Origin of the sequence: Roseovarius spongiae, from assembly GCF_003651245.1 — a bacterium.
GTDB lineage: Bacteria > Pseudomonadota > Alphaproteobacteria > Rhodobacterales > Rhodobacteraceae > Roseovarius > Roseovarius spongiae.
Map to the genome: position 1 here is coordinate 728,446 of NZ_RAPE01000002.1, position 12,953 is coordinate 741,398.

14 protein-coding genes are annotated in these 12,953 nt (G+C 68.4%); 2 read left to right on the plus strand and 12 right to left on the minus strand.

What is annotated here, in order from left to right; genetic code table 11:
* Position 1: 1 nt before the first annotated feature.
* The 11 genes from D6850_RS10225 to D6850_RS10275 all read right to left on the minus strand — a co-directional run bounded on the left by D6850_RS10225 (position 2) and on the right by D6850_RS10275 (position 10,212).
* Positions 2 to 562, minus strand: a complete 561-nt coding sequence (locus D6850_RS10225; protein WP_121166435.1) for a CvpA family protein — start codon at positions 560 to 562, stop codon at positions 2 to 4.
* Between the two features lie 24 nt (positions 563 to 586).
* Positions 587 to 1,951 (minus strand): DNA repair protein RadA, encoded by a 1,365-nt coding sequence (radA, locus tag D6850_RS10230; protein ID WP_121166437.1) that lies wholly within the window; start codon positions 1,949 to 1,951, stop codon positions 587 to 589.
* Positions 1,952 to 1,982: 31 nt separating this feature from the next.
* Entirely contained in the window at positions 1,983 to 2,426 is a 444-nt protein-coding gene (locus D6850_RS10235) for a paraquat-inducible protein A (protein WP_121166439.1), read from the minus strand.
* Between the two features lie 57 nt (positions 2,427 to 2,483).
* Positions 2,484 to 2,945, minus strand: a complete 462-nt coding sequence (locus tag D6850_RS10240; protein ID WP_121166441.1) for an MOSC domain-containing protein — start codon at positions 2,943 to 2,945, stop codon at positions 2,484 to 2,486.
* A 14-nt stretch (positions 2,946 to 2,959) separates the two neighbouring features.
* Positions 2,960 to 3,706, minus strand: a complete 747-nt coding sequence (locus D6850_RS10245) for an ABC transporter ATP-binding protein (protein WP_121166444.1) — start codon at positions 3,704 to 3,706, stop codon at positions 2,960 to 2,962.
* Positions 3,703 to 4,488 carry an MlaE family ABC transporter permease gene (locus D6850_RS10250; protein WP_121166446.1) on the minus strand — a complete coding sequence of 262 codons (786 nt, stop codon included), beginning with the start codon at positions 4,486 to 4,488 and terminating at the stop codon, positions 3,703 to 3,705. The genes D6850_RS10245 and D6850_RS10250 overlap by 4 nt, the downstream gene beginning before the upstream one ends.
* Positions 4,485 to 5,522: an alanine racemase gene (gene alr / locus D6850_RS10255; protein WP_121166448.1), complete on the minus strand. Its 1,038-nt coding sequence runs from the start codon at positions 5,520 to 5,522 to the stop codon at positions 4,485 to 4,487. Before alr ends, D6850_RS10250 begins: the two co-directional genes overlap by 4 nt.
* Positions 5,523 to 5,577: 55 nt before the next feature.
* The gene (locus D6850_RS10260) at positions 5,578 to 7,071 is read right to left on the minus strand and encodes a replicative DNA helicase (protein ID WP_121166450.1); all 1,494 of its coding nucleotides are present in this window, start codon (positions 7,069 to 7,071) and stop codon (positions 5,578 to 5,580) included.
* Positions 7,072 to 7,348: 277 nt separating this feature from the next.
* On the minus strand, positions 7,349 to 8,023 hold the full coding sequence (locus tag D6850_RS10265) for an orotate phosphoribosyltransferase (protein ID WP_121166452.1): 675 nt from the start codon (positions 8,021 to 8,023) through the stop codon (positions 7,349 to 7,351).
* Between the two features lie 58 nt (positions 8,024 to 8,081).
* Positions 8,082 to 9,134: a dihydroorotase gene (gene pyrC, locus D6850_RS10270; protein WP_121166453.1), complete on the minus strand. Its 1,053-nt coding sequence runs from the start codon at positions 9,132 to 9,134 to the stop codon at positions 8,082 to 8,084.
* A 49-nt stretch (positions 9,135 to 9,183) separates the two neighbouring features.
* The gene (locus D6850_RS10275) at positions 9,184 to 10,212 is read right to left on the minus strand and encodes a phosphoadenosine phosphosulfate reductase (protein ID WP_206019238.1); all 1,029 of its coding nucleotides are present in this window, start codon (positions 10,210 to 10,212) and stop codon (positions 9,184 to 9,186) included.
* 166 nt (positions 10,213 to 10,378) lie between these two features.
* Here D6850_RS10275 and D6850_RS10280 point away from each other — a divergent pair, with 166 nt between their 5' ends.
* Together D6850_RS10280 and D6850_RS10285 are read left to right on the plus strand one after the other, a co-directional pair.
* The gene (locus tag D6850_RS10280; RefSeq protein ID WP_121166454.1) at positions 10,379 to 11,344 is read left to right on the plus strand and encodes an XdhC family protein; all 966 of its coding nucleotides are present in this window, start codon (positions 10,379 to 10,381) and stop codon (positions 11,342 to 11,344) included.
* Positions 11,341 to 12,342, plus strand: coding sequence for a molybdopterin-binding protein (locus D6850_RS10285; protein ID WP_121166455.1), 1,002 nt, complete (start codon positions 11,341 to 11,343; stop codon positions 12,340 to 12,342). Before D6850_RS10280 ends, D6850_RS10285 begins: the two co-directional genes overlap by 4 nt.
* A gap of 34 nt (positions 12,343 to 12,376) precedes the next feature.
* On the opposite strand, the gene infC is transcribed toward D6850_RS10285, so the two are convergent.
* On the minus strand, positions 12,377 to 12,952 hold the full coding sequence (gene infC / locus D6850_RS10290) for a translation initiation factor IF-3 (RefSeq protein WP_425452380.1): 576 nt from the start codon (positions 12,950 to 12,952) through the stop codon (positions 12,377 to 12,379).
* Position 12,953 lies beyond the last annotated feature (1 nt).

Here is a 12,953-nt window from a genome sequence, read left to right on the forward strand (position 1 = left end):
CCTATTCCGGTTTTTCGCAAGCGCCCACCAGCGCCTCGTATTGCGCGGTGATCCAGCCCAGTGCCTGTTCGGGATTGCCGTCCTCGATCCGCCCGGTCATGTGCGCGAACACCCGCGCCGAGCGGCTGTCGTCGATCATCTCGATATTCTGCGAGGTGATGACCGTCTCGTAGACGAAATAGGCGATGGCGACCAGAAGGATACCGCGCGCCACGCCGAAGATGAACCCCAGCCCCTGATCGATTCCGCCAAGGGCGGAACGCTGCACCAGCGATGAGAACAGCGGCGTGATGAACGACGCGATGATCAGCGCGACGGCGAACACCGCCGCGAAGGCGGCGATCATGCTCAGCTCGCAACTGTCGGCGATGAAATCGCCCACCACGGGGACTTCCTTGACCAGCGGCTCGACCTGCGGCGCGAAGATGAAGGCCACGATCCCCGCCACGATCCAGCCCGCGATGGCCAGCGCCTCGCGGACAAGGCCGCGGCTGTAGGCCAGCAGCGCCGACAGCACGATGACGACCGCGACCACGCCGTCGATGATGGTAAAGCCTTCCATTGCCTTGCCTCGTTCTCTGGGGCGCTACCCTGCGCCGAAAATGTCTCCAACGAAAGCGGTCAGATCGTCCACATGCGTCAGGTTCAGACCGGTCGCGCCGCCGGGTTTGCCGCCCTTGGGAACGATTGCGGACGTGAAACCAAGTTTTCGGGCCTCTTTCAACCTGTTTTCGGTCTGCGGCGCCGGACGCAGCGCGCCCGAAAGGCTGATTTCGCCGAAAACCACTGTATCGGCGGGCAGGGGGGTATCCTCGCGCGCGCCCAGCAGCGCGGCGGCGACGGCGAGGTCGGCCGCCGGCTCGCCGATCTTCATGCCGCCCGCCACGTTGAGATAGACATCCATCCCCGCGAAGGGGATGCCGCAGCGCGATTCCAGCACGGCGAGGATCATGGCGAGCCGCCCGGAATCCCAGCCCACCACCGCGCGGCGCGGCTGGCTGTGCGGGGTGGGGGCGACCAGCGCCTGCAATTCGACCAGCACCGGGCGGGTGCCCTCGATCCCCGCGAAGACCGCCGAGCCCGGGGTCGGCTGTCCGCGCTCGCCAAGGAACAGCGCCGAGGGGTTGGCGACCTGCGACAGCCCCCGGCCCGTCATCTCGAACACGCCGATCTCGTCCGCGGGGCCAAAGCGGTTCTTGACCGCGCGCAGGATGCGGAACTGGTGGCCGCGCTCGCCCTCGAAGTAGAGCACCGTGTCGACCATGTGCTCGACCACGCGCGGCCCGGCGATCTGCCCGTCCTTGGTGACATGGCCGACGAGGATCACGCTCACGCCGCGGCGCTTGGCGAAACTGGTGAGCTCATGCGCCGCCGCGCGCACCTGTGACACGCTTCCCGGCGCGCTGCCCACCGAATCCAGCCACATGGTCTGGATCGAATCGATGATGACGAGCTGCGGCTTCTCGGCCTCGATGGTGGTGAGGATGTCGCGCAGGTTGGTCTCGGCGGCGAGCTGCACCGGCGCGTCGCGCAGGCCCAGCCGCTCGGCGCGCATCCGCACCTGCGCGCTGGCCTCCTCGCCCGAGACATAGATGGTCTTCAGCCCCCGGGCGGCGAACGCGGCGGCGGCCTGCAAGAGCAGGGTGGATTTGCCGATCCCCGGATCGCCCCCCACCAGCAGCGCGGAGGCCGGGACCAGCCCGCCGCCCAGCACCCGGTCGAGTTCCTCCAGCCCGCATTGCGTGCGCACCGGCGGCGTCTCGTGCGCCGAAAGGTCGCTGAGGCGCACGGCTTTGCCGCGGGCTTGCCCCAGCGTGGCCGGGCCGGCGCCGTGGCCGAGGCCCTCGTCCTCGATGATGCTGTTCCATTCCCCGCAAGCGTCGCAGCGCCCGGACCACTTGGAGTGGACCGCGCCGCAGGCCGTGCAGGTGAAGCCGGGAGATTTCGCCATGCCCGCCTCTTGCCCCAGCCCGCGCGCCGCGTCAAACCCCCTGCCGTCTGCGCCGCTGCGTCAGGAGGCCGAGGGCGACCGAGGCGAGGATGCAGCCGGTGAAGAGATAAAGCCCCCAGGCGGTCTCGACCCGGGCCAGCCCGACGCCCTTGACCACCACGATATAGAGCGCGACGAGGCACACGTCGGCCATCGCCAGCTTTCCCAGGATTTGCAGCGCGGGCAGCGCCTTGCGCCGCATCAACCCGAAATGAACGAGCGCGAGGCTCGCCGTCTTGGCGTAGGGCGCAAAGAGGGCGAGGAAGCTCACCAGCAGCGCCAGCGTGACATCGGTTTCCCAAAGCGATTGCAGCCCCGAGACGACGCTGATCTCACTGAGCCCGAAAAGCGGCAGGTCGATCCCCGCGCGCAACAGCGGCGCGAACCATGCGACGGGGAAGAGAACCAGCAATGAGAGGTTGGCGAAACGGAGCATGGGGCGGCTTCCTTGGGTATTTTGCCAGGAAAAGCCCCTTGGGCGGTATTTCCGGCGTCAGGCGGGGCGCACGGGGTCGCCGGGGCGGATCGTGCCGCCCTCAACTATGCGGCAGTTGAGACCCGAGCGGTGGATGAGCAATTCGTAGGCGGATTTCCCGGTCACGAGGTCGAGATAGCGGCACGGCGTGTTGAGCCGCCCGCCCTCGAGCAGCGCCTCGCCCACGCGGAAGCGTCGCCCGACGAGATGATTGAGCGGCACGCCGCGCGTGGTGAGGTTGCGGCGGTGCTCGATGGGGGCGAGGTCAAGGTCGTGGTCGCGCTTGAGCGCGACCAGCGTCTCCTCCTCGATCAGGGTGATTTCGCGGATGTCGGGAAACTTCGAGTAATGGCCGCGCCCGGTGGCGTAGCGGTCGCCCTCGATCCCGACCCCGGCGACGAGCCGCGCCTCGTCCAGCGGCTGCATCGGCGCGCGCGCCTCGGGCGCGATATGTATAGACATAATGCTGCCGTCGAACATGGCTTCTCTCCTTTTCAGCGGACCGCTTCGATCGGCCCTTCGGCGCGGCCGTGGATGAACTGATCGAGATAGGGATCGCCCGAGTCGTCCAGATCGGCCACCGGGCCGGTCCACTGGATCACCCCGTCATGCAGCATCGCCACGTTGTCGGCAATGGCGCGCACGCTGGTCATGTCGTGGGTGATGGTCATGGCGGTGGCGCCGATTTCCGTCACGATCTCGCGGATGAGATCGTTGATGACGCCCGACATGATCGGGTCGAGCCCGGCGGTGGGCTCATCAAAGAAGATGATCTCGGCCTCCGCCGCGATGGCGCGGGCGAGGCCGACGCGTTTCTGCATGCCCCCCGAGAGCTCCGCCGGGTAGAGATCGGCCACGTCGGCGGTGAGTCCGACGCGGCGCAGCTTCTCGATCGCGATCTCGCGCGCCTCGGCCCGGGGCCGTTTGAGCGAGCCGCGCAGCAGGCGGAAGGCGACGTTCTGCCACACGGGAAGCGAATCGAACAGCGCGCCGCCCTGGAACAGCATCCCGAAGCGGGCGAGAAAGGCGTCGCGCTCGACCCGCGCCACGTCCTGCCCGTCAAGCGTGATCGCGCCGCTGTCGGGCGTGATGAGGCCGAGGATGCATTTCAGCAGCACCGACTTGCCCGTGCCCGACCCGCCGATCACCACCATCGACGTGCCCTGCGCGATGGTGAGGTCGATGCCGCGCAGCACCCGCTTGGGGCCGAAGGCTTTATGAACGTCCCGCAACTCTATCATATCGAAAAGAAAATGCTGGTGAGGAGAAAGTTCGCGGCGAGGATCAGAACCGCCGCCGCCTCGACCGCGCCCTTGGTCGCGCGGCCCACGCCGGCGGCGCCCCGGCCCGTGTTCATGCCGTAGTAGCAGCCCATCAATGTCGCAATGAAGCCGAAGGCCGCGCCCTTGACGAGGCTTGAGACGATATCGCGCGCCTCGATGAAGTTCACGGTGTTGTGCAGGTAGGTCGCCGGATTGAACCCGAGGCTGCGGGTGCCGACCACATGCCCGCCCATGATGCCGATCACGTCGCCGATTCCGACCAGGACCGGCACCATGACCAGCCCCGCGAACACCCGCGGCGCGGTGAGGTATTTCATCGGGTGGGTCGAGAGAGTGACCAGCGCGTCGATCTGTTCGGTCACCTTCATCGTGGCGATCTCGGCGGCGATGGAGGAGGTCACGCGCGCCGCGATCATCAACCCCACCAGCACCGGGCCCAGTTCGCGCACCATGCCGATGGCGACAATCTGCGGCACCACCGCCTCGGCGTTGAAGCGCGCGCCGCCCGAATAGATCTGAAGCGCCAGCGCGCCGCCGGTGAAAAAGGCGGTGAGCCCCACCACCGGCAGGCTGAAATAGCCGACATTGAGCAGCGCGCCCGCGATTTCGCGAAGGTAGAAGGGCGGGCGGAGCATGTGACCCAACGCGCGGCCCGCGAAGATCGACACCCGCCCCAGCGCGGCCAGCGCCGCCAGCACCGGGCGGCCGATGGCGGCGAGAAGGGCGGCGATCCTGCTCATCCGCCCAGGTAGCGGCGCGTGTAGCGCGCGCCGAGCGAGGTGAGAACTTCGTAACCGATGGTTCCGGCCGCATTGGCGAGCGAATCGACCGATTGATGCCGCCCGAGGATCTCGACCGTCTTGGGATCGAAGCCGAGGTCGGTCACGTCGACCCCGATCAGGTCCATAGAGACGCGCCCGACGACGGGAAGCGCGTGATCCTCCGCGTGGACCTGCGCGCGCGACCCCAGCGCGCGGAACAGCCCGTCGGCGTAGCCGGCCGCCAGCGTGGCGATGCGGCTGGGGCGTTTCGCGGTCCAGGTGTTGGCGTAGCCCACGGTTTCGCCGGGTTTCACGTCGCGGCATTGGATCACCGGGATCTCGAGCGAGACGACGGGGCGCGCGTCAACATGCGGCAACCCGCCATAAAGGCCGATGCCCGGGCGCGTCAGGTCGAAATGATAGGCCGGGTCGAGCAGGATGCCCCCGGTGTTGGCGAGGCTGAGCGGGCAGTCGGCGCCCTCGGTCATCTCCATGAAGCGGCGCAATTGCTGCGCGTTCATCGCGTGATCGGGCATGTCCGCGCAGGCGAGATGGCTGATGATGAGCTGCGGATCCTGGGCCAGCGCGATGTCGCGCACCGCGCCCCATTCCGAGGGCTCCATCCCCAGCCGGTTCATGCCGGTGTCGAGTTGCAGCGCGAAGGGACGTCCCGGCAGCGATTCGACCTGGCGCACCATCTGGTCGAGCGAGTTGATGACCGGCACGAGGCCGAGATCGCCGAGCATGTCGGCATCGCCGGGCATGTGGCCGGACAGGACGTAGATCGCCGGGCCGGGGCCGAGGGCGTCGCGCAGGGCCGCGCCCTCTTCGGCGACGGCGACGAAGAAGGTGCGCGCCCCCGCGCGGGCGAGCGCGCGCGCCACGCGATCCGCGCCAAGGCCATAGGCGTCCGCCTTGACCGCCGCGGCGGTTTCGCCTTCGGAAAGCGCGTCGAGCGCGCGCCAGTTGGCTACGATTGCGCCGAGGTCGACTGTAAGTGTTGCGGTGCTCATGGCCCCGGGTTGTGACACGGGCGGCACGGAGGTCAAGCGCAAAGCGCGGCGTTGCTCAGAACTCCTGCTCGCCGACCTGCTGCCAGGGCTGGACGAGGTTGCCAAAGCGGGTGAAGCGGCCCTCGAAGCTCAGTTCGACGGTGCCGATGGGGCCGTGGCGCTGCTTGCCGATGATGACCTCGGCCTTGCCGTGCAGGCGCTCCATGCGTTCCTGCCAGGCGGCGATTTCCTCGAGCTTGTCGTCCGAGGGCTTTTCGCGCTCGACATAGTATTCTTCGCGGAAGACGAACATGACCACGTCCGCGTCCTGTTCGATCGAGCCGGATTCGCGCAGGTCGCTGAGCTGCGGGCGCTTGTCGTCGCGCTGTTCGACCTGGCGGGAAAGCTGGCTGAGCGCGATCACGGGGATGTCCAGTTCCTTGGCGATGGCCTTGAGGCCCATCGTGATCTCGGAAATCTCGTTCACGCGGTTCTCCGAGCGCCCCGAGCCGCGCACCAGTTGCAGGTAGTCCACGATCAGCACGTCGAGCCCATGCGTGCGTTTCAGCCGCCGCGCGCGCGCGGCAAGCTGGCTGATCGGCAGGGCGGGGGTGTCGTCGATGTATAGCGGACAGGATTCGAGCTGCTTGGCCGCATCGACGAAGCGGCGGAATTCGCCCTCGGTCATGTCGCCGCGGCGGATCTGTTCGGAGGGCACCTCGGAGGCTTCGGAGAGCACCCGCGCGGCCAGTTGCTCGGCGCTCATCTCGAGGCTGTAGAAGCCGACGACGCCGCCCTCGATCGCGCCTTCGGTCCCGTCGGGCAACGTGCCGCGACGATAGGCCTTGGCGATGTTGAAGGCGAGGTTGGTCGCGAGCGACGTCTTGCCCATCGAGGGGCGCCCCGCGAGGATGAGCAGGTCGGACTTGTGCAGCCCGCCCAGCTTCTTGTCCATGTCGGTGAGACCGGTCGAGACGCCCGCCATGCCGCCATCGCGCTGATAGGCCGCGTTGGCGACATTGACAGCGTCCGTTACGGCGCTGAGAAAGCTTTGGAAACCACGTTCCGCCTGACCCTGTTCGCTGAGCCGGTAAAGCTGCTGCTCGGCCTCGACGATCTGGTCCTTCGGTTCGGAATCGACCTCCATGCGCGCGGCCTTGCCGGCGATGTCATGGCCGAGCGCGATGAGTTCGCGGCGGATCGCGAGGTCGTAGATCATCTGCGCGTAGTCGCGCACCGCGTAACTGCTGATCGCCGCGCCGGCGAGGGTCACGAGATAGGCCGGGCCGCCCAGTTCCTTCAGCCCTTCATCGTCCTCGAGAAAGGCCTTGAGCGTGACCGGCGAGGCGAGGTTGTTCTTGGCGATGCGCGCCGCCGCGGTCTCATAGATGCGGGCGTGGACCGGGTCGTAGAAATGCTGCGGCCCGATAATGCTGGCGACGCGGTCATAGACGTCGTTGTTGGTCAGGATCGCGCCCAGAAGCTGCTGCTCGGCCTCGATCGAATGCGGCATGGTGTCGGCGTTCTGGATTTCGGCGCCGGTGGCGTTGAAGCTGGCGATCTCGTTCATGCGTGTCCCCTTGGCTGGCGCGGTTCCTCATACAGCCCGCCTGCGCGCGGCGGCAACAGGGATCAAACCTGTCCCGGCATGTATGTTTCTGTGGATAAGCCAGGCCGGTCCGGGTGACCCCCATATTGGGGCAGGGCGGGTGGGGGCGTCAAGATGTTGTGGAGAGGCCGCGAACGCGGCAGGCGGGCGGCGGCAAAGATGAGACACTGCGCGCGATTTCGCGACCCCGCGGGATGCGGGGCGGGCGCAGGCGAATCGAGTCGGACTGCGGCGGGATCTAGGCGCGCGCCTCCTGCCAGGCGCGCGGCGCTTTCAGGAACGATTCGACCTCGCTCAGCGTCGCGGAATCGAAGGCGCCCTGCGCGCGCGCCTCGTCCAGCACGTCCCACCAGGTGCAGAGGTGGTGCAGCGTGACGCCGTGATCGCCGAGCGTCTTCATCGTGTCCGGGAAGATGCCGTAGTAGAACACGACCGCCGTGTGCGCGCAGGTCGCGCCGGTGGCGCGGATCGCGTCGACGAAGCTGATCTTGGAGCCGCCGTCGGTGGTCAGGTCCTCGACCAGCAGGACGCGGCTGCCCTCGGGCATGTCGCCCTCGATCCGCGCGTTGCGCCCGTAACCCTTGGGTTTCTTGCGCACGTAGGACATCGGCAGCGCCATGCGCTCGGCCATCAGCGCGGCGAAGGGGATGCCCGCCGTTTCGCCGCCGGCGATGTTGTCGAAGGCCTCGAACCCGGCGTTGCGCATCACGGTGACGGCGAGGAAATCCATCAGCGTGGCGCGGATGCGCGGGAAGGAAATGAGCTTGCGACAGTCGATATAGGTCGGCCCCGGCAGGCCGGAGGCGTAGATGTAGGGCGTTTGGGCGTTGAAATGCACGGCGCCGATTTCCAGCAGCATCCGCGCGGTGAGGCGCGCGATTTCATCCTGTGCGGGGTAGGAGGTCGGGATCATCGGTCGGTCCTTTGCGGGCGGGCGTGCTGAAGAATTCTTGCCTTCGGCGCGGATATTTTCAGCAAGACGAAGACTCCGGGGCGACGCGCCATCGAAGCGGGAAGCCGGGGTCGAACACGGTGACCGGGCCGTCATCGGTGTCGATCCCTGCGGGGATGTCCGGGGCGGCGCGTTCCAAGGTGATGCGGGGGGCGTTCGGCGCCAGACCGTAAAAGGCGGGGCCATTCAGTGACGCGAAGGATTCGAGCCGCTCGAGCGCGCCTTCGTCCTCGAAGACATGCGCGAGGATGGGCAACGTGTTGAGCGCGGTGAAGCAGCCCGCGCAGCCGCAGGGCTGGAGCTTGGCCGGATCGGTATGCGGTGCGCTATCGGTGCCGAGGAAGAAATGCGCATCCCCCGAGGTGGCGGCGGCGCGCAGGGCGAGGCGGTGTTCCTCGCGCTTGGCCACGGGCAGGCAGTAGTAATGCGGGCGGATGCCCCCCGCGAGGATGTGGTTGCGGTTGATGACGAGGTGGTGCGTGGTGATCGTCGCGGCCAGGCCCGACCCGGCGCTGCGCACGTAATCGACGGCGCGGGATGTGGTGATATGCTCCATCACGACGCGCAGGCCCGGCACGCGGGCGCGCAGCGGGTCGAGCACGCGATCGATGAACGCGGATTCGCGGTCGAAGATGTCGACCTCGGGGTCGGTCACTTCGCCATGGACGCAGAGCGGCAGGCCGATTTCGGCCATGCGTTCGAGCACCGGGCGGACGCGGTCCATGTCCCGCACGCCCGAGGCGGAATTCGTGGTCGCGCCCGCCGGGTAGAGTTTCACGGCCGTCACGAGACCGGAGGCGTGGGCCGCGGCCACGTCCCGCGCATCCGTGTCCTCGGTCAAATAGAGCGTCATCAGCGGGGTGAAATCAGCGCCCTCTGGCAGGGCTGCGAGGATGCGGTCGCGGTAGGCGGCGGCCTCTGCCCCGGTCACCACGGGCGGCACGAGGTTGGGCATGATGATGGCGCGCGCGAAATGCGCCGCCGAATGCGGCAGGACGGCGCGCAGCATCGCGCCGTCGCGCAGGTGCAGGTGCCAGTCGTCGGGGCGGCGAATGGTGAGGGTGCGGGTCATGGCGCCGCTTTAGCCGATCGCGCAGGTCCGCGCCAGTGCCGCCTTCGGCTCAGATGCGGTCGGGTTCGGCGTGCGGCCGGGTCTCGGCGCCGACGGCGCCGGGGTCGGTGTCGGCCTCGATCCCGCGGGGCAGGGGTTTGCCCGCCTCGGTCAGCGCCTCGATCGCCTCGCCCATGGCGAGGCGGAAGGGCCGCCCGCGGCGCAGGTTGAGGACGTGGCGCGCCAGCAGGATGGTGAGGAAATGGCGCCCGCCGCCGTTGAGCCGGTTGAGCAGGTTGAACTGGTAGCCGCCGTCCGAGCGGCGCGCGCGATAGAGCCGCGCCAGCGCCAGGCGGTCGAGCTTGCCCGCGCTGACCTGCGCGAGAATGCGGTAGAGCAGTTGCATGCGGATCAGGCTGCGGTCGAGATTGGCGGCCATGAAGCGCATGCGGAACTTCGTCACGTTGGCGCGGGTGAAGAGGGCGGCGTGCATCGCGTCCTCCGCGATCTCGGGGTCGTAGAGAACGAATGCGCGTTCGGCGGCGTCGAGCATATCGGGCGCATAGCCGTAGCGGTCGTCGAAGGCGGTGCGCCGCATCGCCCGGAAGCGGTCGTCCCATTCGGCGATGCGCGGATCGAGCGTCGCCTGCGGCTGGATCGCGACCACCCGCGCGCCCGGCGCCGCGACCGAGAAGGCGGCGGCGGCATAGCCGCACGGGCCGGCGCCGTAGAAGATCACCTGCTCGAAATCCTCGAAGAAGCCGTCATCGGCCAGCCGGTCGAAGAAGCCATAGACGGCGCGATCGCGAAACCAGGTGTCGCCGTCGCTGACGAGGCAGAGATGCGACCAGCCGAGCGCCTTGACCAGATCCCAGCCCATCGGCTGGTTGTCCTCGGAGATCGCGGCGATGCCCTTGTGCGTCTCGAAGGTGACGAGCAGGACGGCGGGCTTCTGCTCGACCAGGATGGCGGCGTGATGCGCGCCGAGCCGTTCGGTATAGCCGTCCTCTTCGGTTAGTTCGCCCACCTTGTCGAGCCAGGCGTCGCGGTCCGCGAGGTCCGTGAGCGGCATGTCGAATGTGTTGACGGCGTCCTGCATCGGGTGTCCTCGGTTCTGCGCGGCTCTCTCGGGCCGGTTTGGGGGCAAGTCCTATGTGGGAATCTGGGCGAAACTTGGGAAAATCCAAGGGCATTGGGCGACGCGGCGCGCGTCCTTGCGCTCGGCGCGCGGTGGGGCCATGCTGCGCCCCGTGAGGGAGGGTGTGATGGAGCGGTTCGACGACATTCCCGAAACGGCGCTGGCCTGGCGACGCGCGGGCAAGGGCGCGGCCCTGGCCACGGTGGTGGAGACCTGGGGCAGCGCGCCGCGCCGCGTGGGCGCGCAACTGGCGATTTCCGGCGAAGGCGACATGGCGGGCTCGGTCTCGGGCGGTTGCGTCGAGGGCGCGGTCATCACCGAAGCGTTGGACGCCATCGAAAGCGGGGAGCGCGTATTGCTGGAATACGGGGTGAGCGACGGCGACGCCTTTGCCGTGGGGCTGGCCTGCGGCGGCACGATCAAGGTGCTGGTCGAACCCGTGGGCGGCGCCATGCCCGAGGCGCTGCTGGCCGAACTGGTCGCGGCGCGCGCGGCGCGCGAACCTGTCGCGCATGTCACCGGCGAAGGCGTGACGCCGCGGCTCGACCGCGAGGGACATGGAGAGCGGTTCCGCGCCGATCGCTCGGGGATCGAAGCCGACGGCAAGACCTGCGTGATCATCCACAACCCGCCGCTGCGCCTGCTGGTGGTGGGGGCGGTCCATATCGCCCAGGCGCTGGCGCCGATGGCGCGGATCGCGGGCTATGACCCGGTGCTGATCGACCCGCGCCCGGCCTTCGCGGCGCCGGGGCGCTTTCCGGGCGAGCGCATCATAGAGGACTGGCCCGACGAAGGGGTGCGCGGCTTTGGCCTTGATACGCGCACGGCGCTTGTGCTGCTGACGCATGACCCCAAGCTCGACGACCCGGCGCTGATGGCGGCGCTGGGGTCGGACGCGTTCTACGTGGGCGCGCTCGGCTCAACCCGCACCCATGCGAAACGGGTCGAGCGGCTGCGCGCGGCGGGACTGGACCAAGCGGCGATCGCGCGCATCCATGCGCCGATCGGGCTTGATATCGGCGCGGCGGGACCGGCGGAGATCGCGCTGTCGATCCTCGCCGAGATGACGCGCGTGCTGAGGACGGGACAATGAAATTCGGCGCCGTTCCGGTGGAGGAGGCCGGCGGCGGTATTCTCGCGCATTCGATCAAGCTGCCCGGCGGGCGGCTGAGCAAAGGGCTGATTATCGGCCCCGAGGAGGTCGCGGCGCTGCGCGCGGCGGGTGTCGACCGCGTGACGGTGGCGCGGCTGGAGCCCGGCGACGTGGAGGAGAACGAAGCGGCGGCGGACCTGGCCCGGACGCTCGCCGGCGGAGCGCCGGGCGTGTCGCTTGGCCCCGCGGTCACCGGGCGGGTGAACCTGCTGGCCGACCGCGCGGGGATCGTGCAGCTTGACGCCGCGCGGATCGACGCGGCCAACGCGGTGGACCCGATGATCACGGTCGCCACGGTCGCGCCGATGCATCAGATCCTGCCCGGCGGGCTGATTGCGACGGTCAAGATCATCTCTTACGCGGTGCCGGGCGCGGCGCTGCGCGCCGCGGCGGAGCATCTGGCGGGCGCGGTGCGCCTTGCGCTGCCCGCGCTGAGGAGCGCGACGCTGATCGAGACGCTGACCGCCGAAGGGCGTCCCGCCGGGCCGCCGGGGCTGGGCCGCGCGGCGGTGGCCGACCGGCTGGAGGCGCTGGGGGTGGACCTGACCGAGACGCTGACCGCCGCGCACGAGGAATCGGCCATCGCGGAGGCGCTGGGAAAGGCCAGCGGCGATCTGCTGCTGATCCTCACCGCCTCGGCCACATCGGACCCCGAGGATGTGGCGCCCGCCGCGGTGCGTCTTGCCGGCGGCCGTGTGGAGCGGGTCGGGATGCCTGTCGATCCGGGGAACCTGCTGTTTCTCGGCGCGCTGGAGAAGCGGCCGGTGATCGGCCTGCCGGGCTGCGCGCGGGCGCCCGCGCTCAACGGCGCGGACTGGGTGCTGGGCCGGGTGATCTGCGGCCTGAACGTGACGGCGGCGGATATCGCGGCGATGGGCGTGGGCGGGTTGCTGAAGGAAATTCCGACCCGCCCGAGCCCGCGGCGCGGCAAGGGATAGGGCGCGCGGCCCTACACCTGTTTCATGATGGATGTCAGCGCGGTAGCGGGCCGATGATCATGATCATCTGGCGGCCTTCCATCTTGGGCATGTTCTCGACCTTGCCGTGCCCTTCGGTGTCCGCGGCGATGCGTTCGAGAAGCTTGCGGCCCAAATCCTGGTGCGCCATCTCGCGGCCCCGGAAGCGCAGCGTGACCTTCACCTTGTCGCCGCTTTCGAGAAACTTGAAGACGTTGCGCATCTTGACGTCATAGTCGTGCGTGTCGGTGTTGGGCCGGAACTTGACCTCCTTGACGTCGATGATCTTCTGTTTCTTGCGCGCCTCGGATTCGCGTTTCTGCTGTTCGTACTTGTATTTGCCGTAGTCCATGATCTTGCAGACCGGCGGCTTGGCGTTGGGCGAGATCTCGACCAGGTCGAGCCCGGCTTCCTCGGCCAATTCCTGCGCGCGGCGGCCTGAAACGATGCCGATATTGTCGCCGTCAGCGCCGATCAGGCGGATTTCCTCGTCGCGAATTCGGTCATTGACCCGGGGTCCGGTATCACGGGTCGGGGGCGCGTTGTGGGGTCTGCGGGCTATGGTATTGATCCTTTGATAATGGCGGTAAATC